General features: G+C 70.7%; 19 protein-coding genes. 8 read left to right on the top strand and 11 right to left on the bottom strand.

All coding sequences use genetic code 11. The annotated features are described in order from the left end of the window. Window positions 1-1,032: an NADPH:quinone reductase gene (locus ABIE21_RS16290; protein WP_354025907.1), complete on the bottom strand. Its 1,032-nt coding sequence runs from the start codon at window positions 1,030-1,032 to the stop codon at window positions 1-3. Window positions 1,033-1,067: 35 nt separating this feature from the next. Further along, window positions 1,068-3,098, bottom strand: coding sequence for a transglycosylase domain-containing protein (locus ABIE21_RS16285; protein ID WP_354025906.1), 2,031 nt, complete (start codon window positions 3,096-3,098; stop codon window positions 1,068-1,070). A gap of 134 nt (window positions 3,099-3,232) precedes the next feature. Between ABIE21_RS16285 and ABIE21_RS16280 the strand changes: the two genes are divergently transcribed. Then, window positions 3,233-4,480: an APC family permease gene (locus ABIE21_RS16280; protein ID WP_354025905.1), complete on the top strand. Its 1,248-nt coding sequence runs from the start codon at window positions 3,233-3,235 to the stop codon at window positions 4,478-4,480. Here ABIE21_RS16280 and ABIE21_RS16275 read toward each other — a convergent pair. From ABIE21_RS16275 to ABIE21_RS16260, 4 genes are all read right to left on the bottom strand, one after another. Beyond that, window positions 4,477-5,901 carry a flavin-containing monooxygenase gene (locus tag ABIE21_RS16275; protein ID WP_354025904.1) on the bottom strand — a complete coding sequence of 475 codons (1,425 nt, stop codon included), beginning with the start codon at window positions 5,899-5,901 and terminating at the stop codon, window positions 4,477-4,479. The two genes, ABIE21_RS16280 and ABIE21_RS16275, sit on opposite strands and share 4 nt — an antisense overlap. Continuing rightward, complete coding sequence (locus ABIE21_RS16270) at window positions 5,898-6,305, bottom strand: hypothetical protein (protein ID WP_354025903.1); 408 nt, start codon at window positions 6,303-6,305, stop codon at window positions 5,898-5,900. Before ABIE21_RS16270 ends, ABIE21_RS16275 begins: the two co-directional genes overlap by 4 nt. After that, on the bottom strand, window positions 6,302-8,713 hold the full coding sequence (cofG, locus tag ABIE21_RS16265; protein ID WP_354025902.1) for a 7,8-didemethyl-8-hydroxy-5-deazariboflavin synthase CofG: 2,412 nt from the start codon (window positions 8,711-8,713) through the stop codon (window positions 6,302-6,304). Before cofG ends, ABIE21_RS16270 begins: the two co-directional genes overlap by 4 nt. Window positions 8,714-8,890: 177 nt before the next feature. After that, window positions 8,891-9,616 (bottom strand): GNAT family N-acetyltransferase, encoded by a 726-nt coding sequence (locus tag ABIE21_RS16260; protein WP_354025901.1) that lies wholly within the window; start codon window positions 9,614-9,616, stop codon window positions 8,891-8,893. A 335-nt stretch (window positions 9,617-9,951) separates the two neighbouring features. Between ABIE21_RS16260 and ABIE21_RS16255 the strand changes: the two genes are divergently transcribed. The 5 genes from ABIE21_RS16255 to ABIE21_RS16235 are packed head-to-tail and all read left to right on the top strand — an operon-like array spanning window position 9,952 to window position 13,561. Continuing rightward, on the top strand, window positions 9,952-10,599 hold the full coding sequence (locus ABIE21_RS16255) for a hypothetical protein (RefSeq protein ID WP_354025900.1): 648 nt from the start codon (window positions 9,952-9,954) through the stop codon (window positions 10,597-10,599). A 53-nt stretch (window positions 10,600-10,652) separates the two neighbouring features. Further along, the gene (locus tag ABIE21_RS16250; protein WP_354025899.1) at window positions 10,653-10,916 is read left to right on the top strand and encodes a hypothetical protein; all 264 of its coding nucleotides are present in this window, start codon (window positions 10,653-10,655) and stop codon (window positions 10,914-10,916) included. 31 nt (window positions 10,917-10,947) lie between these two features. Next, window positions 10,948-12,009, top strand: coding sequence for a type III polyketide synthase (locus ABIE21_RS16245; RefSeq protein ID WP_354025898.1), 1,062 nt, complete (start codon window positions 10,948-10,950; stop codon window positions 12,007-12,009). Beyond that, window positions 11,997-12,530: an isoprenylcysteine carboxyl methyltransferase family protein gene (locus ABIE21_RS16240; RefSeq protein ID WP_436232358.1), complete on the top strand. Its 534-nt coding sequence runs from the start codon at window positions 11,997-11,999 to the stop codon at window positions 12,528-12,530. Before ABIE21_RS16245 ends, ABIE21_RS16240 begins: the two co-directional genes overlap by 13 nt. After that, a complete protein-coding gene (locus ABIE21_RS16235) occupies window positions 12,527-13,561 on the top strand; it encodes an NAD(P)/FAD-dependent oxidoreductase (protein WP_354025896.1) in 1,035 nt (344 codons plus the stop codon). The genes ABIE21_RS16240 and ABIE21_RS16235 overlap by 4 nt, the downstream gene beginning before the upstream one ends. 3 nt (window positions 13,562-13,564) lie before the next feature. Here the strand turns inward: ABIE21_RS16235 and ABIE21_RS16230 are convergent, their stop codons facing one another. Beyond that, the gene (locus ABIE21_RS16230) at window positions 13,565-14,011 is read right to left on the bottom strand and encodes a MarR family winged helix-turn-helix transcriptional regulator (RefSeq protein WP_354025895.1); all 447 of its coding nucleotides are present in this window, start codon (window positions 14,009-14,011) and stop codon (window positions 13,565-13,567) included. Between the two features lie 53 nt (window positions 14,012-14,064). On the opposite strand from ABIE21_RS16230, the gene ABIE21_RS16225 reads away from it, so the two are divergent. Continuing rightward, window positions 14,065-14,280: a hypothetical protein gene (locus ABIE21_RS16225; RefSeq protein ID WP_354025894.1), complete on the top strand. Its 216-nt coding sequence runs from the start codon at window positions 14,065-14,067 to the stop codon at window positions 14,278-14,280. A gap of 16 nt (window positions 14,281-14,296) precedes the next feature. Here ABIE21_RS16225 and ABIE21_RS16220 read toward each other — a convergent pair whose 3' ends face one another. From ABIE21_RS16220 to ABIE21_RS16205, 4 genes are all read right to left on the bottom strand, one after another. Continuing rightward, window positions 14,297-14,953 carry an HAD hydrolase-like protein gene (locus tag ABIE21_RS16220; RefSeq protein WP_354025893.1) on the bottom strand — a complete coding sequence of 219 codons (657 nt, stop codon included), beginning with the start codon at window positions 14,951-14,953 and terminating at the stop codon, window positions 14,297-14,299. 29 nt (window positions 14,954-14,982) lie between these two features. After that, window positions 14,983-15,375: a winged helix-turn-helix transcriptional regulator gene (locus ABIE21_RS16215; protein WP_354025892.1), complete on the bottom strand. Its 393-nt coding sequence runs from the start codon at window positions 15,373-15,375 to the stop codon at window positions 14,983-14,985. A gap of 251 nt (window positions 15,376-15,626) precedes the next feature. Next, window positions 15,627-16,322, bottom strand: a complete 696-nt coding sequence (gene nucS, locus ABIE21_RS16210) for an endonuclease NucS (protein ID WP_354025891.1) — start codon at window positions 16,320-16,322, stop codon at window positions 15,627-15,629. A gap of 72 nt (window positions 16,323-16,394) precedes the next feature. Next, window positions 16,395-17,654: an MFS transporter gene (locus ABIE21_RS16205; protein ID WP_354025890.1), complete on the bottom strand. Its 1,260-nt coding sequence runs from the start codon at window positions 17,652-17,654 to the stop codon at window positions 16,395-16,397. Window positions 17,655-17,724: 70 nt separating this feature from the next. On the opposite strand from ABIE21_RS16205, the gene ABIE21_RS16200 reads away from it, so the two are divergent. Continuing rightward, the gene (locus ABIE21_RS16200; RefSeq protein WP_354025889.1) at window positions 17,725-18,789 is read left to right on the top strand and encodes a LacI family DNA-binding transcriptional regulator; all 1,065 of its coding nucleotides are present in this window, start codon (window positions 17,725-17,727) and stop codon (window positions 18,787-18,789) included. Window positions 18,790-18,884: the final 95 nt, after the last annotated feature.

Below are 18,884 nucleotides of genomic sequence, written 5' to 3'. Positions count from 1 at the left end.
TCAGGCGTCCGGTGTCACGTCGATGAGCACCTTGCCCACCACTCCGGCCTCGACGGCGGCGTGGGCCGCGGCGGTGTCTTCGAGGGCGAAGCGGTGCAGCGGCAGCCCCGTGTCGTCGCCGACGCCGAGCGCGCCGTCGACCAGCGCGGCGGTGATGTCGGTCGCGGCCGTCCGCAGCGCGGCGGGGTCGACCGTGTAGAGCAGCACGAACTGCAGGCGGGCGTTCAGCTCGAGCAGCGGGCGGAACTCGAGCGCGAGCTTGCCGCCGCGGTCGTTGCCGTAGATCGCGACAGTGCCGCCGGTGCGCAGCACGGAGGCGTCGAGGTCGGCGTTGACCCCCGCGGCCACCTCGACGACGATGTCCACTCCGTCGGGTGCCAGCTCGCGGATCGTGGATGCCGCGGCCGAATCCGTGTAGCGAAGGGAGTGGTGGGCACCGGCCGCCGTCGTCAACGCGGCCTTCTCGTCGCTGCTGACCGTCGTGATCACCGTCGCGCCCGCCCAGCGCGCCAGCTGGATGGCTGCGTGGCCGACGGCGCCGGCGCCGCCTGAGACGAGCACGGTCGCCCCGGAGAGCGAGCCGGGGGAGAGGCGGGCGGGCCATGCGTCGGAGACGGTGAGGGCGCGGTGGGCGGTGATCGCCGGAACACCGAGGCTCGCGCCCACGTCGAACGAGATCTCGGCCGGGAGCACGGTGACCCGGTCCGCGGGCAGCACGGTGAACTCCTGCGCGGTTCCCCACCCGGCGCGTTCGTGCGCCGCGAGGTGGATCCAGACCCGGTCGCCCACGGTCAGGCCGTCGACTCCGTCGCCGATCGCGTCGACGACGCCCGCTCCGTCCTGGTTCGGCACCGAGTCCACCTCGGTCGAGGCTTCATCGCCCGCGCCGACGCGCTTCTTCCAGTCGGTCGGGTTCACGCCGGAGACGACGACGCGTACGCGCACCTCGCCGGCTCCCGGCTCGGGCAGTGCTCGTTCGACGAGGTGGAGAACGTCGGGGGAACCGTGGCGGGTGTAGACGATGCTCTTCATACAGTCGAAACGCGGGCGAGCGGCCTATTCATTCCCTACCCGGGGAAGGGCACTGCCGGTACGCCGGCGTGGATGTCGGTCATGATCGACTTCCAGATGCGGCCGGCGATCGCCGACCCCGTCGTCTTGAACAGCGTCCGTCCATAGGCGACGACGCGGGTGAGCGGATAGGCCTGGCCGCCCCGCGGGTCGCCGACCCACACCGCCGTGGCGAACTGCGCCGTCATCCCCACGGTCCAGTTGGCGGCGCTGTCGTCGGTCGTGCCCGTCTTGCCCGCGGTCTCGCGGCCGGCCACAGCGCCGACGCCCGAGAGCGTGCCTCCGCGGAACGTGCCCTGAAGCACGTCGGTCATCTGCGCAGCCACCGCGGGGCTGATCTCCTGATGGCAGTCGGCGGGCGGAGTCGCGATGGCCTCACCGGTGGTCGTGCGCACGCCCGCGATGATCGAGATGGGAGTGCACTTGATGCCTCCAGAGGCGAAGGTCGCGTAGACGTTCGCCATCTCGAGCGGCTCCACGTCGGAGGTGCCGAGCGCGAACGAACCCGTGCGCGCGCCGACCTCGCCGAGGGTCGTGAGCCCGAGCCGCTTGCCCATCTCGACCACTGCGGGAACCGTGGTCTTCTCGATCAGCTTCACGAAGTAGACGTTGACCGACTGCTTGATCGCCGTCCGGGCGTCGATGGTGCCGGGGTTGCTGTTGCCGAAGTTGGTGTACCCCTTCTTCGGGCTGTCGACGACCCGCGAGATATAGGGCCCGTTGGCGTTGAACGAGGTCGTGAGCGGGAGGCCCTGCTCGAGGGCCGTAACCAGCGTGAGAGGTTTCATCACCGAGCCGGGCTGGAACTTGCTCGCGGCGTAGACGACCTGCGTCTGGCCCCACGTGCGGTTCTCCGCGACTGCGGCGATGTGACCCGTGCCGGGAACCACTGTGGCGGTGCCGGTGGCGACGCGGTTCTCGTAGCCCAGCGCTCCCACCGCCGCGTTGAGTGAGGCGTCTGCGACCGCTCGGTCGAGGGCGGTGGTGAGGGTTAGCCCGCCGCGGCGCAGGGTCTCCTTGCGCGCCTCGAGGGTGTCGCCGAACGCCGGGCTGGTGAGGATCTCCTCGTGCACGAGTGCGCAGTAGTAGGGGTACGGCGATGCCGCGCAGCCCGACGGCGTCTCGCCGCGGGTGAGCACGATGGGCTCGGCGGTCGCGGCCGCGGCCTCCTCGGCCGTGATGTAGCCCTCGGTGAGCATCCTGTCGATCACGATGTCGCGGCGGGGCTGCGTCGCCTCGGGGTAGGCGTACGGGTCGAACGCGACCGGGCTCTTGAGCAGCGCCACCAGCATCGCCGCCTGCGGGATCGTCAGCGACGCGGCATCCGTGTTGAAGTAGACCTGCGACGCCGCCTGCACACCGTATGCCAGGTTGCCGAAGTAGACCGCGTTCGAGTAGGTGGCGAGGATCTCGTGCTTGGTCATCGCCTTCTCGAGGCTGATCGCGTACTTCGCCTCGCGCAGCTTCGCCTGATAGGTGTCTCCGACGGCGACCGCCTTCTCGTCGTCGTTGCGGGCGTTCGTTATCAGGATGTTCTGCACCAGCTGCTGGGTGATCGTCGAGCCGCCCTCGGTGCGCTTGTTTGACGCCATGTTGGTGATCGCGGCGCGGGCGATGCCCGGCAGGTCGACGCCGGAGTGCTCGTAGAAGCGCGAGTCCTCGGTGGCGACGAGGGCGTTGGTGAAGTTGGGCGAGATCTGCTCGAAGGCGACGGGGATGCGGTTCTCGCTGTAGAAGCGGGCGAACTCGGCGCCGTTCTTATCGAGCAGGATCACGTGCTGCGGGAGGGCAGCGGCGATCGGCAGGTCGGAGGGCAGCGCCTCCCAGTAGTCGGTGAGCTTGGTGGTGCTCGATGTTGCGGCGATGACGGCGGGAGCTCCGACGGCCGCGACCGCGGCGCCGAAGAGCACGGAGATGGCGAGGATGCCGGCGACCGCCTTGGCGAGCGTGTGGCCCGGCCGCAGCTCGAAGTCGCGGGCCCCGGACGCTATCTCGTCGAGGGAGACGATCTCGTAGCGCTTGCTCACGTGATACCCCCCCTCGACGTGTGACCAGTAGTCCGACCGACGCTACGGCAGGGTCACACGGAAACAAAGCGCACGCAACGTTTTGTGGCCGGATTGAGAGCAAACCGTTCACCCGCACCACGTATCCTGCGGGGGTGTCGACCCCTCCCCAGCTCTCCCGCCGCCTCGGACTCACCGACGCCGTCTTCATCGGTCTCGGTTCGATGCTCGGAGCCGGTGTGTTCGCCGCCTTCACCCCGGCGGCGCAGGCGGCCGGAAACGGGCTGCTCGTGGGCCTCGTCGTGGCGGCGATCGTGGCGTTCTGCAACGCGACGTCGACCGCGCAGCTGGCTGCGGTGTACCCGGAGTCGGGCGGTAGCTACGTATACGGCCGCGAACGCCTCGGCGCGTGGTGGGGCTTCGTCGCCGGCTGGAGCTTCGTCGTCGGCAAGATCGCGAGCTGCGCCGCCATGGCGCTGACCTTCGCGGCGTACGCGGCACCCGCCGGCTGGGAACGGCCGGTCGCGGTCGCGGCCGTGCTCGCGCTCGCCGCGGTGAACTACCTCGGCGTGAGCAAGACGGCGCGACTGACCCGGGCGATCGTGGTGGTGGTGCTGGTCGCGCTCGCGATAGCCGTGGCCGCGGCATCCGTAGACGGCCTGTCGATGGACCTCGGGTCGGACTCGCTGGTGGCCGGCGGATGGCACGGCATTCTGCAGTCGGCCGGCCTGCTGTTCTTCGCCTTCGCCGGGTACGCCCGGGTGGCGACCCTCGGCGAGGAGGTGCGGGACCCGGCGCGCACGATCCCGCTCGCGATCACCATCGCGCTGTCGATCACCGTCGTGATCTACGCACTCGTCGCGGTGGTCGTGCTCGGAGCCCTCGGCCCGGAGGGGGTGGCGGCCACGGCCACGCCGCTGGCCGACGCCGCCTCCGGTGCGTGGGCCTGGGCCGAGCCGGTCGTGCGCGTGGGGGCCGCGGTCGCCGCGCTCGGCGCGCTGCTCGGTCTCATCGCAGGCATCGGGCGAACGAGTCTCGCCATGGCCCGTCGTCACGACCTGCCGCACTGGCTGTCGGCGGTGCACCCGCGGTTCCACACGCCTCACCGCGCGGAGGTGGCGGTGGCGGTCGTCGTGACGGCGCTCGTGCTCACCGTCGACCTGCGCGGCGCGATCGGGTTCTCGTCGTTCGGCGTTCTGCTCTACTACGTCGTCGCCAACGTCGCGGCGTTCACCCAGCCGGCGGACGAGCGCCGCTACCCGCGCGCTCTGCAGGTCGCCGGGGCGCTCGGGTGCCTCGCGCTCGTGGCCACGCTCCCGCCGCTCGCGATCGGGATCGGTGTCGTGGTGCTGGCCGTGGGCGTCGGCTACCGGCTCGTCACGCTGCGGATCGTCGCCCGCTAGAGGTACGCGTCGCGGTCGAACTCGGCGAGCCGGTCGCGGAAGGCGTAGGCCAGGTCGGGCCAGAGCAGCGTGAGACGCCGGGTCGTGGCATCCACGTACCAGCTCTCGCACCCGCCGCCCAGCCAGACGGTGTCGGCGGCGCGGGAGTCGAGGTCTGCCGTGTACCGCCGCTGGGCCGCGAGCGACACCTCGAGCACCCGGGCGTCGTCGTCGATCGCGCCGAGCACGTAGCCGATCTGCGCCTCGATCATCACGATCGCCGAGTTGTGGCCGAGGCTCGCGTTGGGCCCGTCGATGACGAACAGGTTCGGGAAGCCGTGCACCGTGGTCGACGCGTAGGCGACCATGCCGTCGCGCCAGGTGTCGGCGAGGTTCGCGCCGTCGCGGCCGAACACCCGCGCGGCGAACGGGGGATGGGTGGTGAGGAAGCCCGTGGCGAAGACCAGCACGTCGAGGTCGTGCGTCGCGCCGCCCTGCGCCGTGACCCGCGCGCCGTCGATCGACGCCAGCGCCGAGGGCTCGAGGGTCACCGCGGGGCCCGCGAGCGCCGGGTAGTAATCGTCCGAGAGCAGCACCCGCTTGCAGCCGATCTCGTAGTGCGGTGTCAGGGCGGCGCGCAGGCCGGGGTCGGCCACCTGCGCCTCGAGGTGGTCTCGCGCGCTGCGCCGCAGTGCGTCGAGGTGGCCGGGAACGCCGACGCGGGCGGCGAACCCCGTCTCCATGCCCCAGAAGAGGTCGGTGCGCAGCGACTCGCGTGATGCAGGGTCGTCGGCGAAGCCGCGGATGTCGTCGGCCGAGTACTCGAAGTCGGGGCGCGGCAGAACGAACGGCGCGGTGCGCTGGAACACGACGATGCCCCGTGCCTCGGCGGCGAGCCGGGGCACGAGCTGCACGGCCGAGGCGCCGGTGCCGACGACGCCGACCCGCTTGCCGGCGAGATCGCGATCTCGCCAGTCGGAGGAATGGAACACCTCGCCCGTGAAGGTGTCGATGCCGGGGGTCGGGGGCATCCGTGGTTCTGACAGGCGGCCGACCGCCATCACCAGCGTCACGCAGCTGAAGTCGCCGCCGGTGGTCGAGACGTGCCAGCGCTCGCCGGTCCATCGTGCGTCGAGCACCTCGGTGCCGAGGCGCAGGTGCTCGGCGATCTCCAGCGCGCAGTGGCGCAGGTAGTCGAGGATCTCCGCGCCGGGCGCGAAGAAGCGCGACCAGTCGTGCTTCGGGGCGAAGGAGAAGGAGTAGAGGTGGGAGGGGATGTCGCACGCGACACCCGGGTAGGTGTTGTCGCGCCAGGTGCCGCCGACGTCGGCCGCTCGCTCGAGCACCACGAACGACTCGTCGCCGCGGCGCGCGAGGCGCATGCCCATGCCGATGCCGGCGAATCCCGCGCCGACGATCACGGTGTCGACCACGAGGGTCATCGCGGGACCGGCTCTCGGGCGGCGTCGGTGGTGGCTCTTGCGGTGGCGGTTGCGTTTGCGTTCGCGGTGGCTTTTGCGTCGCCGACGGGGAAGCGGGCGGGGTAGCGCAGGAAACCGTCGATGAGGCTGAGCAGCTCGGCGGGGTGTTCGGTGGCGAGGCCGGCGTGGCTGGCGCCGTCACCCGACGGCGCGGCGCCGATGACGAGCGTTCGCGCGCTCAGCGGGACCGGCGGCCGCACCGCGACGAACACCGCGAGCTCGACCGAGTCGGGCACGGCGGCGACGGGCCCGAAGGTGACGAGCGCCTCGGGGGCGTCGTCGACTCCGACCAGGTCGTAGTTGCGTGCGAGCAGCGGGCGCACGAAGTCGAGCGCGGGGTGGGTGCCGTGCAGCGCGATCCTCACGCGGGACGCCTCTCGAGGTGAAGGCGCTCGATGCGGGCGCGCTGGCTCGTCGTCGCGTGCAGGATCGATGCCGGCGGGGCATCCGCACGGCGGGCGAAGGCCAGCTGCTCTGCGGTCGGCGTGCCGTAGTCGGTAGTGCGCTGGCGGGCAGTGCGGCCGATCTCGGCCGCGATGCGCTCGACGTCGGCGATCGTGAGCGAGCGGTGCGCCTCCGGCCCCGCCTCGGGCATGATCACCCCGTCGAGCAGCAGGCCGCCGAGGTCGTCGGCGCCGCCGCGCAGCACCGCCTGGCTGGTGGCGACGCCGAGCTTGGTCCACGCGGCCTGCACGTGGTCGATGCTCCCGGCGAGCATCAGCCGTGCGACGGCGTGCACCGCGCGCGACTCGCGCACGGTAGGTCCGAGGCGGGCGCCGGGCACGTCGGGATTCTCGAGCGGCACGAAGGGCATCGCGATGAACTCGGTGAACCCGCCGACGCCCCGGTCGACGGCCAGCTTCTGCACGGCGACCAGGGCGCGCAGGTGCGCCACGACCTCCGCCGGTGTCTCGACGTGGCCGTAGACCATGGTCGCGGTCGAACGCAGGCCGACCGAGTGCGCCGTCGCTACGGTGTCGATCCACGCGGCGGCGGGCGGATCTGTCTGCCGGCTGAGCAGCGCGCGGATGCGGTCGTCGAGGATGCGGGCACCCGTGCCGGGCACCGTGTCGACGCCCGCGTCGCGCAACAGCTCGTAGAACTCGCGCACGGTGACGCCGAGCCGTGCGGCCCCGTCGGCGACCTCCGCGGGCCGGAAGGCGTGCAGGTGCAGGCCGGGCTGGCGGGCCCGGATCGCGGCGACCACGTCGAGGTAGGCGGTGCCGGGCAGGTGCGCCGCGACGGCGCCCTGCACGCAGATCTCCGTGGCGCCGAGGCCGGCCGCCTCGTCGGCGAGCTCACCGAGCAGCGCCGGGTCGGAGACCACCGACGCATCGATGTTGCGGTTGATGACGTAGCTGACGTCGTCGCCCACCGCCGCGACCCGCACGGCGTCGCCGAGCGAGGCGAGCGCCTCGAGCTCGGTGCCGTCGGCCTCGAGCAGGGCGACGTATTCCGCGTCGCTCAGGCCGGACGGGTCGGCGGCCGCGCGCTCGATCAGCGGGGTGCGCGTCTCAGTCGGCGCGGGCGAGCGCCACGGTCGGCCCACGACGGGGGCGTCCTCGCGGGCGAGCCCCGAGGGCAGCGCGAGCGCGTCGACGTGCGGCCGGATGCGCGCGTCGATCCAGTCGCCGCCGTCGGCCGCCTGTGCTGCCCCGGTGACGAACTGCGGATGCGCCGTGAGCCGCTCACGCAGCTCGAAGCCCGCGTCGGCGGTGAGCCGGGCGAGGTCGTCGAGCTCGGGCCATGGACGCTCCGGGTTGACGTGGTCGGCGGTGAGCGGGCTGACCCCGCCCCAGTCGTCGATGCCCGCGCGGATGAGCAGCCCGAGCTCGTGCGCGTCTGTCAGGTTCGGGGGCGCCTGGATCGTGGCATCCGCCCCCAACACGATTCGGGCTATCGCCACGGCCGCCGCGTACTCCTGCAACGCCAGGTCGTCCTCGTTCTGCATCGCGGTCTTCGGCTTCGCACGGAAGTTCTGCACGATCGTCTCCTGGATGTGCCCGTGGCGCTCGTGCGCGGCGCGGATCGCGAAGAGGGCCTCGGCGCGCTCGGCGTCGTTCTCTCCGATTCCGAGCAGCACGCCGGTGGTGAACGGCACGCGCGAACGCCCGGCGTCCTCGAGCACGCGGAGGCGCAGCGCCGGATCCTTGTCGGGGGAGCCGTAGTGCACGCCGCCCTTCTCGCTCCACAACCGCGTCGCCGTGGTCTCGAGCATCATGCCCATCGACGGGGCGACGGGCCGCAGCGACTGCAGCTCGGAGAACGACATCACGCCGGGGTTGAGGTGGGGGAGCAGCCCGGTCTCCTCGAGCACGAGCTTCGCCATGGCGCGGATGTAGTGCATCGTCGACGCGTAGCCGTGCTCGTCGAGCCAGGCGCGGGCGGTGGGCCAGCGGTTCTCCGGCCGGTCGCCGAGGGTGAACAGCGCCTCCTTGCAGCCGAGCGCGGCGCCGGCGCGGGCGACCTCGAGGATCTCGTCGGGCGACATGTAGCTCGGTCGGCCATGACGCGCCAGCGCGCCGGGGGTCTCGACGAAGGTGCAGTAGTGGCAGCGGTCCTGGCAGAGGAAGGTGATCGGGATGAACACCTTCTTCGAGTAGGTGATGACCCCGGTGCGGCCCGCGCGTTCGAGACCCTCGTCGCGGATAGCGGATGCCACGGCGAGCAGCCGCTCGAGGTCGGCGCCGCGCGCTGCGCCGAGGATCGCGGCATCGCTCTCGGTGACGGAGCGGTCGCGCTCGATGCGGTCGAGAGCAGCGGAGATGGGCATGGCAGGCCTTCGTGACGAGCGACAGGGACGGTGCTCGACGGAGCACCCCGAGCCCAAATCCAGGCTCGCACGACTGACTGCTGCCGATTCTACGCCGCCCACGCCGTGCCGCGCCGCCCGGTGCGCGGCATCGCGCGCGGCTGAAAACGAAGGAGAAACGCTCGCTGCGGCACGGTTCTACGGGGCGAACTGGCCCTTCCCGTCGAATTCTCCTTCGCTTGGCAGCAGGGCGGCGCGCAGGCGCGGCGGAAGACGCAGCGCCACGTCGGGGCGCTCGGCGAGGGCGGCGACGATGGCGGCGGTCGCGTTCTCATCGGCGCGGGGGCCGATCGCATAGTCCGCCTCGATCAGCGGCTGGTTCTCGGCGAGGCGCATCCAGCCCTGACGCGGGCGGGTCGGCCGCACGTCCATCACGAGCAGCGGCGAGAACGATCCCGACCGCGCCTCGGGAAACCACAAATCGTCGCGTGGGATGAACGGCTCGATCCACGCGCGGGCGAAGCCCTCGGGGCGCAGCTCGAACCCGCGCTCGGCGAACCAGGGTGCGACGGCGTCGTCGAACTGGGCGACGACGCGGGAGTAGCCGAGCAGGCGCAGCGTCTTCGCGGCGCGCTCGAGCAGCGCGGTGCCGACTCCCTTCGAGCGGTGTTCCTGTGCGACGGAGAGATCGACCAGCTCGGCGACCTGGCCCTCGGGGCGCGGGCTGGTCTCGACCTCGTTGGGCCGGGCACGGGCGAACCCGGCGAAGACACCGTCCGGCGTCCGGGCGACGACGGTCGGCGACTTCTGCTGCTGCCAGCTCGTCACCTCGGCGAGCAGGGCGCCCCGGCTCGCCGACGAGGGCGAGAGGGCGAGGATGTCGTCGACGTCTGCTTCGGCCAGGGGACGGATGCGCACGGTCATTGCCTCATTCTCGCCCGGATCGGGCCACGACGCCCGGAGCGGCGCCGCCGGTGGCACCGGCCGGTGCGCTGACGCACAACGAAGGAGAAGTCGCGTTGAGCTGGGGTTCACGGCGACACGAGACCGAATCGCAAGGGATGTCCTTCGTTTTCGGCGGGGTGACGGGCGGGTGGCAGGCCGCGCGAAAAAGTTTTTAACACCTGTTTAAACACCTGTGGATGAATCTTTCGTACCTGTTATTAACCCTGTGAATAACTACAGTTGTGTAATTCGAACTTAACCACTGAACTGCATATTTGCGTTCGAACGTGTGTGTGAATGAAAGGAGCGACCCGATGCCCCACGCCTACGCGCTGCATGTCACGGTGACCGCGCCGTGCCTGTGCTGCCGCGCTCCTCGCGAATTCGTCTTCTCGTCGCCGAGCGACCAGGTCGTCTGCGCCGCCTGCGTCAACCACCTCGGATCCGACAAGGCAGAGCGCCGAGACCTCGAGCACGTGGCCATGTGGGAGCGCCTGCACGCTGACCTGCTGTTTAACCATCAAGGTGAGGTTGAGTCTCTTCGCTCCGCCGCGCGGGCCGACGCCGAGGAGATCGCCAGGCTCGGCGCCCAGGTCGCGCAGCTGACCTCCGTGGCGGCCGGCGAATTCGCCGCGGACGACGTCGGGGGAGTGCGCGGGCTGATCCAGAACGACGTCACTCGTCGGGCCGAACGCAACACCGAGCTGGCCAATCGGCGAATCGACAGGATCATGGCCGTGCTGTGGCGTTTCGATCGGCTGCACCACGAGAATGACAACAAATCCGCGCTGTGCACCTGTGGAAAACCCCTGGCGAAGTGCCCGGAATACCTCGCCCTCGAGCCCGAGCGGCAGGCGCTGCGCGACTGGGAGCGTAAGAATCTCGCCCTCGCTCGTGATAACAAGCGGCACGGATTGCCCGCGGAGCATCCGGAGCTCGAAAAAAATCCGCCGCGGCGGTGAATCGGGGAGATAGTGGGAGTGCATAACTCTGCATCGGGCTTCGGAGGAGCGACATGGCACAGGTGGAAGTGGGAATCGTCTCGTACACGGTCTCGGCCGACTACTTTGCGGAGGTGGGCGCCGACTTCGATACGCAGGCCGTCGACGACGCGGTTCTCGCGCAGCTCAACCTGCTCGCGCCGGCCGGCGTGACGGTGCACCGCAACGGCACGGTCACCGCAGACGAAGGGGTGGCAGACGAGGCCCGCGAGGTCGACTGGCCGGCGCTGCTGCAGAGGATAGACCTCGACCAGATCCTCGCTGACAACGGTAGATAGGCCGCCCCGTGCGGCGTGCTAGGTTCTGACGATGACCCGCATCGCAGCGGTCGCCCCCGTGCTTCCGGCCTTCGTGTACACCCAGTCCGAGATCACGGCCGAGCTTGCACCGCTCATGACGAAGGTGCCCGCGCGCCAGGCCGTCATCGAGCGGATGCACGCGGCGAGCGGCATCGGAACCCGGCACACGGCGCTGCCGCTGGAGCGCTACCGCGACCTCGGAACGTTCCGCGAGACGAACGACATCTTCATCCAGGTCGCGGCCGACCTGGGCGAGCGCGCGGTGCGGATCGCCCTCGACGACGCCGGGATCGCGGCATCCGACGTCGACTTCATCCTCTTCACCTCCGTCACGGGCATCTCGGCGCCGTCGGTCGACGCGCTGCTGGTGCCGCGGCTCGGGCTGCGCGCGGATGTGAAGCGTATGCCGTCGTACGGTCTCGGCTGCCTGGGCGGCGCGGCGGGCATCGCCCGGGTCAACGACTACCTCGTCGGTCATCCGACCGAGGTAGGCGTGCTCGTGAGCGTCGAGCTCTGCTCGCTCACCCTGCAGCGTGACGACGAGACGATGGCGAACTTCGTCGCGACGGGGCTGTTCGGCGACGGGGCGGCGGCCGTCGTGCTGCTGGGCGACGACCACCCCCGTGCCCGAGGCCCGAGGATCACCGCGACCCGGAGCGCCATCTACCCCGACACGAACGAGGTCATCGGCTTCAACGTGGGCGGCACGGGGTTCGAGATCGTTCTGACCCCGGGCGTAGCCGAGGTGATCGAGCGGCATTTTCCGGCGGATGTCGCGGGGTTCCTGTCGGCGAACGGGCTGTCGCTCGGCGACCTGGGCTGGTGGGTGGCACACCCCGGCGGCCCGAAGGTGCTCGAGGCCTTCGAGGGCTCGCTCGGTGTCGACCGCTCGGTCTTCGCGCGCAGCTGGGCCTGTCTCGACCGCGTCGGAAACCTGTCGTCGGCGGCCGTTCTGCACGTGCTCGCCGACACCCTCTCGCTCGGCTCGTTCGACCCCGACTCGCCCGGCCTGCTGTTCGCCCTCGGACCCGGTGTGAGTGCCGAGTTCGTTCTGATGGAATGGGACGCGTGATCGCCTACCTTGTACTGATCCTGTTCACCGGGGCGGAGCGCGTCGTCGAGCTCGTCGTCTCCAAACGCAACGCCACCGCCGCCTTCGCGCGCGGGGGCATCGAGTACGGGCAGTCGCACTTCCCGTGGATGGTCGCCCTGCACACGGGGTTCCTCGTCTCGTGCATCGCCGAGGTGTTCCTGCTCGACCGCCCGTTCATCCCCTGGCTCGGCTGGCCGATGCTCGCGATCGCCCTGCTCTGCCAGGCCGGCCGGTACTGGTGCATCGCGTCGCTCGGACCGCAGTGGAACACCCGGGTCATCGTGGTCCCCGGGGCCGGTGCGGTGCGGGCCAAGGGGCCGTACCGGTTCGACTGGCTGCCGCATCCGAACTATCTCATCGTCGCGGTCGAGGGAGTGGCGCTGCCGCTCGTGCACACCGCGTGGATCACCGCCATCGTCTTCACCGTGCTCAACGCGATTCTGCTGCTGCGCTTCCGCATCCCCACCGAGAACGAGGCGCTGCGGAAGCTCAGCGCGTGACCGACTCCTCGATCGACGTCGACCTGATCGTCGCCGGCGGCGGACCGGTCGGGCTCGCGGCGGCGATCGAGGCACGTCTCGCGGGGCTCAGCGTCGCGGTCGTCGAGCCGCGTGCCGGCGAGATCGACAAGGCCTGCGGAGAGGGGCTCATGCCCGGGGCCGTGCCGATGCTCGCCCGCCTCGGGGTCGACCCGGTCGGCGTGCCGCTCCGCGGGGTGAGCTACCGTTCGGGAGCGCGCCGGGCAGACCACCGCTTCACCGGCGGCGAGGGCCGCGGGGTGCGGCGCACGACGCTGCACGCCGCGATGACCGCGCGGGCGGCCGAGCTGGACGTCGAGCACCTGGCCGACAAGGTCACGCTGGTCACGCAGGACGCCACCGGCGTGAACGCGGCCGGGCTGAGGGCGAGATGGCTGTTCGGATGCGACGGCCTTCACTCACGCGTTCGGCGCGAGATCGGCGTGGAACTGCCGCCCGGCCGCCGGCGCCGCCGGTACGGGGTACGCCAGCACTTCCGGGTGGCGCCGTGGACGGACCTGATCGAGGTGCACTGGAGCAGGCGCGTCGAGGCGTACATCACCCCCGTCGCCGAGGACACCGTGGGAGTCGCGCTGCTGGGCCGGCCAGGGCTCGACTTCGCCGCCGAGCTCGCGGCGATCCCGGCGCTGGCGTTTCTCGGCGAGGCTCCTCCCGCCAGCACCCTGCGCGGAGCGGGCGCGCTGCGCCAGCGCACCTCGCGCCGACACGTCGGTCGTGTGCTGCTCGTCGGCGACGCCTCCGGCTACGTCGACGCGATCACGGGGGAGGGCCTCCGGCTCGGCTTCGCGCAGGCGGAGGCCGCCGTCGACGCGATCGTGCACGGGCGGCCCGGCGGGTACGAGGACGCGTGGAACACGATCTCGCGCGACTTCCGGGTGCTGACGACGGGGCTCGTCGGGCTGGCGTCGTCTCCGCTGCGGCCGGCCATCGTGCCGATCGCGGGTGCGCTTCCCGGGGTGTTCGGGGGCGTGGTGGACCGGCTGGCCCGCTGAGAGCTACTCGACCGGCGTGGACGTGGCCGCGGCGATGAGCCGCGTCAGCGAGTCGCGCATCTGCTCGAGGTCGGCCACCGGCAGCCCCAGTTTCTCTACGATCGTGCCGGGCACGGCCTCCGCCTGGGTGCGCAGTTCGCGCCCATCCGACGTCAGCTCGATGTCGAGAGCGCGATCGTCGAGCGCGTTGCGCGAGCGCGTGACGAGCCCGGCGGCCTCGAGACGCTTGAGCAGCGGCGAGAGAGTCGCCGGCTCGAGCAGGAGCGTGTCGCCGATGTCGCGCACGGTGCGGGGGCTGCGCTCCCACAGGGCGAGCATCACGAGGTACTGGGGGTGGGTGAGGCCGATGCGCTCGAGCACCGGACGGTAGACCGCGATCACGCTGCGGTTCGCCGCGGCGAGGGCGAAGCAGACCTGGCGGTCGAGTGCGAGAGGGTCGACAGTTCTCATGTAGCGAGTATACTCATCATTAGTGCACTAACCATTAGTGCAAGGAGGAAATGATGAAGGCCAAGCTGCCGTGGTGGGACCGCCTGAACGGCGCCCTGTTCCCCTACATCGGACCGCCGCCGCTCGGGCCCTACAACGAAGCGCCCCTGCAGGCGCCGGCCGAGAAGGCGTGCCCGCTGTGCGGACGCCCGATGAGCGAGCACCGCTTCGACCGCAGCACCGACCACACCGCGACGCGCATGTACTGCCCGACGAGCGACGCCGCCTAATCGAGACCGGCGTGGCTCAACCGAGCAGCAGCGCCTGCAGCTCTGCGGGAGTGGAGACGGTCGCGATCGACCCGGCCTGTTCGGCCACCGAGCCGTAGCCCCACTCGACGAAGATCGTCGGAACGTCGTTCGCCGCGGCGCCCAGCACGTCGTGCTCGCGGTCTCCGACGAGCACGGGTCGCGAGACATCCGCCCCCATCGCCGCGAGCCGCAGCAGCGCCTCGGCCACCACGTCCTTCTTGGCGCTGCGCACCTCGTCTTCGGAGGCGCCCGTGATGATGTCGAAGTAGGTGGCCAGGTTGAAGTGCTCGAGGATGAGCGTCGCCGGCAGCTCGGGCTTCGACGTCGCGAGCGACATCGGCAGGGCGCTCTCGGAGATCGCCTTGAGCACGAGTCCGACGCCGGGGTACTGGGTCGCGTCGTACGCGCCGACGTCGAGGTACTTCTCGCGATAGATGACGAGCGCCTCGGCCGACTGCTCGACCGTGAACCCGGCGAGGTCGCGGAACGAGTCGAGCAGCGGCGGGCCGACATACTGCAGCAGTTCGCTCGGCGAGGGGATCGGAAGCCCCATGCGCTCGAACGTGTAGGCGAGCGTCGCGGTGATGCCGGGCGCGGAGTCGACGATGGTACCGTCGAGGTCGAAGAGTATGCAGCTGTATGTGGTGCTCATTGGGCCCAGTGTAGGCGTCGCGGGTTTCGTCACCGCTTGGCGTCGTAGCGGTTGCGGCTGGAGGTGAACTCCTCCTGGTGGGAGTACGCCCACTGGGCGAGGGCGTCGATGGGCCCGCGCAGGCTCTCGCCGAGGGGCGACAGCGCGTACTCGACGCGGGGCGGGATCTCGGGGTAGCTCGTGCGCTCCACGAGGCCGTCGCGCTCGAGCCGTTGCAGGGTGACGGTGAGCATGCGCTGGGAGATGCCCGGGATGTCGCGGGCGAGATGCCCGTAGCGCTGCGGGCCGTCTTCGAGCATGCTCACGACGAACATGCTCCACTTGTCGCCGACACGGTCGAGGATGTCGCGCACGTGCACCGCCGCCGTCTCGTCGTTGCGGCACACGTCGCCGAGGTTGCTCGGAGCCTTCTGTTCATCCATTTCGCACTCCCGCGTTCGTGGCGGACCCGCCCGCTATAGACACTATTCGTGCGTAACGCACTCAACGGAACTGTACCGGAGAGCGCGGTCGCCGGAGCAGAGGGGCAAGCTTCCGCTGTCCAACGGCCCGGTGAACGGCGATTGCTTGCCCCGCCGCAAGCCGGTCATTCGCGAGGGGCAAACTTTCGATGCTCGAGGGCGCTTTCAGGGTCGAAACCTTGCCCCTCGGGTCGGCGGGCCGGCAGCCGGCGCTAGAACAGGCGCGAGTGACTGTCGTCCATGCCGCGCATGGCGTCGTAGTCGAGCACCAGGCAGCGGATTCCGCGGTCCTGCGCGAGCGTGCGTGCCTGTGGCTTGATCTCCTGCGCGGCGAACACCCCGACGACCGGCGCGAGGTGCGGATCGCGGTTCATCAGCTCGAGGTATCGCGTGAGCTGCTCGACACCGTCGATGTCGCCGCGCCGCTTGATCTCGACGGCGACACTCGCGCCCGTGGCATCCTTCGCCAGAATGTCCACCGGACCGATCGCCGTCATGTGCTCGCGGCGCACCAGGTGGTAGCCGTCGCCGAGCAGTTCGATCTGCTCGGCGAGGAGCTTCTGCAGGTCGCTCTCGACGCCGTCCTTCTGCAGGCCGGGGTCGATCCCCAGGTCGTGGGTCGAGTCGAGCAGGATCTCGTGGATCGAGATCATCAGCTGGTCGGCGGTCTTGGCCTGCGTGACCTTCCAGATCTCGGTGACGCCGGCATCGAGCTGCGCCTGGTCGGGGTCGACCTGCGAGAGAGCGCACGGCGGGCTCATCCAGTTGAGCGGCTTGTAGCTCAGCGAGTCGGAGTGCACGAGCACGCTTCCGTCGGCCTTCACGAGCAGCAGTCGGGTGGCGACGGGCAGGTGGGCACTGAGCCTTCCGGCGTAGTCGACGGAACACTTGGCTATAACGAGGCGCACCCGGCAAGCCTACGGGAGCGGGGCGGATGCCTCGGCTCCGCTCAGGCGAGAGAGCGGGGCGGATGCCTCGGCTCAGGCGACCGGAGAGACGACCTTCTTCGGCTCGCGGGCTGCCCCCGACGCGAGGCCGGCGGCGACGACGAGCACGAGCACGACGAGCAACGCCCGCAGGATGCCGAACTCCTCGCCGAGCACCCCGATCAGCGGCGGCCCGACCAGGAACGCGCAGTAGCCGATCGTGGCGACCGCGCTCACACGCGCCGCCGCGGTCTTGGGGTCGTCGGCCGCGGCCGACATCCCGACCGGGAAGCCGAGAGCCGAGCCGAGCCCCCACAGCACGATGCCCACGACGGCGATCTCGGCGTTGGGCCCGAAGATGACGATGAGCAGGCCGATGATGGCGAGCACGGCCGAGCCGCGCAGCACGGGAACGCGCCCGAAACGGTCGAGCAGGAAGACGCCGCACAGGCGCCCGACGGTCATCGCCGTCACGAACACCCCGAACATGATCGCGCCGCCGGTGCGGCTCACGTCGTGCCCGTCGACCATGGCGAGGGTGAGCCAGTCGTTGGCGGATCCCTCGGCGAAGGCCATGCCGAGCACGATCACGCCGATGAGCAGCGTGCGCGGGTCGCGCCAGATGCTCAGCCGGCCGCGCCAGCTCTTCGAGTGGTCGTCGTCGGCGACCGCCTCGTCGCCCTCGGCGACGAAGTGCTCGGACTGCAGGAACCGCAGCGACAGCTGGGCGGCGACGACGATGAGCAGCGCGATGGCGGCCATGTGGGCGAACACGGGAACGTGCAGCGCCTCGGCGAGGGCGCCGAGGGCGGCGCCGGCGATCGTGCCGAAGCTGAAGAAGGCGTGGTAGATCGGCATGATCGCGCGACCCAGGGCGCGCTCGTTCGCCGCGCCCGACACGTTCATCGCGACGTCGCAGATGCTAAAGGCGGCGCCGAAGACGGCGAGCCCGATGAAGATGACGACGAAGCTCGGGCCGAACGACGCGGCGATGCCGGCGGTCGCGAGGCCGACCGGCGCGATCGTGAAGCACCACGTCATGATGCCCTTCGCGCCGAAGCGTGCGATGAGGTGGCTCGAGATCAGCAGGCCCATGATCGATCCGAGCGACAGCCCGAAGATCAGCACGCCCATTTCGAGCGTGCTCGCGCCCAGGGCGTCGCGGGTCGCGGGGAGGCGGGCGACCCAGCTGGCGAGGGCGAGCCCGCAGAGCGCGAAGATCACGAACATGGCGTTGCGCCACGCGGTGATCTGTCGGCGGCTGAGTGCACCGTTCTGGGTGGCGGGATGGGCCGACGCTGGCGATTGTGACAAGAGAGATCCCGGGGACTAGCAGGTGGTCGAATCGATTCGATTCGAATCGATTCGACTAAGCTACCAACTCATGAGGCACGAGGCAACCGGAGATCGAGGCACACCGCGACCGAACCTCGCCGCCGTGGCAGCCCTCGCGGGCGTGTCCGCGTCGACGGCGTCGCTCGCCTTCAGCGGCGCCGGACCGGTGTCGGATGCCACGAAGGCCCGGGTTCTCGCGGCCGCCGAGACGCTCAATTACGGCGGACCGGATCCGCGAGCCCGCTCTCTCCGACGGGGCCGCTCCGGGATCGTCGGCGTCGTGATCGAAGACCGGCTGAGCGACGCCTTCCGCGACCCGATGAACATCGCCATGCTCGACGGCATAACCGACGAGACCGGCTCGGCCGGGCTTGCGCTGTTGCTGCTCACCGACACGGGGGAGGCCACCGACATCTCGGTCGCCCCGATGGACGCGGTCGTGCTCATCGGCTGCAGCACGCGGCTCGACCAGTCCGTCGTGACTCTGCGCCAACGCGGCATCCCGATCGTGGCGATCGAGGCGGCGCACATGCCCGACGTGGTGGCGATCGACCTCGATAACCGCGACGCGACGCGACGCGGTGCCGAGCACCTGCGCGACCTGGGCCACACCCGCGTCGCGATCGTCAGCCTCCCGCTCGACCCCGAGCACACCCGCGGACCCATCACGCCCGAGCGCGTGGCCGCGAGCTCCGCCTTCACGGCGACCGAGCGCATCCTGGGAGCGCGCGACGTGTTCCCGCACATCGGCGGCCTGGTCGCCGCCGGCAGCCTGATCGAGGAGGGCGAGATCGCCGGCCTGGCGCTGCTCGCCGAGGCCGACCGGCCCACCGCGGTCATCGCGCAGAGCGACCTGCTCGCGGTCGGCGTGATCCGCGCCGCAGAGTGGCTCGGCCTGCGCGTGCCCGACGACCTCAGCGTGCTCGGCTTCGACGGTGCCCGCATCGACGGGCTGGCCCCGCACGAGCTGACGACCCTGCGGCAGCCCGCGGTCGAGAAGGGACGCGCCGCCGGACGCGCCATCCTCGCCAGCCTCGCGGGCGAGCCGGCGCGCGACGCCCGGTTCGAGAGCGAGCTGCACGTCGGCACGACGACGGGCCGCGCCCCGCAGTGAAGCGGGGCAAGCTTTCGACGTCGAACCGGGGCTTGAGGGTCGAAACCTTGCCCCTCGGCTCGGGCCGCCTTGGGCCTGCGACGAGCGGGGCAAGC

This window comes from Conyzicola nivalis, assembly GCF_040548875.1.
GTDB classification, from domain to species: Bacteria; Actinomycetota; Actinomycetes; order Actinomycetales; family Microbacteriaceae; genus Conyzicola; species Conyzicola nivalis_A.
This window is presented reverse-complemented; position numbering and strand designations above follow the sequence as displayed.

What these genes read in the sequence shown, in the direction of transcription:
- cofG (WP_354025902.1), bottom strand. Translation starts at nt 8,713, where the DNA reads ATGCCCATCTCCGCTGCTCTCGACCGCATCGAGCGCGACCGCTCCGTC.
- ABIE21_RS16240 (WP_436232358.1), top strand. Translation starts at nt 11,997, where the DNA reads ATGGGACGCGTGATCGCCTACCTTGTACTGATCCTGTTCACCGGGGCG.
- ABIE21_RS16260 (WP_354025901.1), bottom strand. Translation starts at nt 9,616, where the DNA reads ATGACCGTGCGCATCCGTCCCCTGGCCGAAGCAGACGTCGACGACATC.
- ABIE21_RS16255 (WP_354025900.1), top strand. Translation starts at nt 9,952, where the DNA reads ATGCCCCACGCCTACGCGCTGCATGTCACGGTGACCGCGCCGTGCCTG.
- ABIE21_RS16245 (WP_354025898.1), top strand. Translation starts at nt 10,948, where the DNA reads ATGACCCGCATCGCAGCGGTCGCCCCCGTGCTTCCGGCCTTCGTGTAC.
- ABIE21_RS16250 (WP_354025899.1), top strand. Translation starts at nt 10,653, where the DNA reads ATGGCACAGGTGGAAGTGGGAATCGTCTCGTACACGGTCTCGGCCGAC.
- ABIE21_RS16225 (WP_354025894.1), top strand. Translation starts at nt 14,065, where the DNA reads ATGAAGGCCAAGCTGCCGTGGTGGGACCGCCTGAACGGCGCCCTGTTC.
- ABIE21_RS16290 (WP_354025907.1), bottom strand. Translation starts at nt 1,032, where the DNA reads ATGAAGAGCATCGTCTACACCCGCCACGGTTCCCCCGACGTTCTCCAC.
- ABIE21_RS16215 (WP_354025892.1), bottom strand. Translation starts at nt 15,375, where the DNA reads ATGGATGAACAGAAGGCTCCGAGCAACCTCGGCGACGTGTGCCGCAAC.
- ABIE21_RS16275 (WP_354025904.1), bottom strand. Translation starts at nt 5,901, where the DNA reads ATGACCCTCGTGGTCGACACCGTGATCGTCGGCGCGGGATTCGCCGGC.
- ABIE21_RS16230 (WP_354025895.1), bottom strand. Translation starts at nt 14,011, where the DNA reads ATGAGAACTGTCGACCCTCTCGCACTCGACCGCCAGGTCTGCTTCGCC.
- ABIE21_RS16220 (WP_354025893.1), bottom strand. Translation starts at nt 14,953, where the DNA reads ATGAGCACCACATACAGCTGCATACTCTTCGACCTCGACGGTACCATC.
- ABIE21_RS16200 (WP_354025889.1), top strand. Translation starts at nt 17,725, where the DNA reads ATGAGGCACGAGGCAACCGGAGATCGAGGCACACCGCGACCGAACCTC.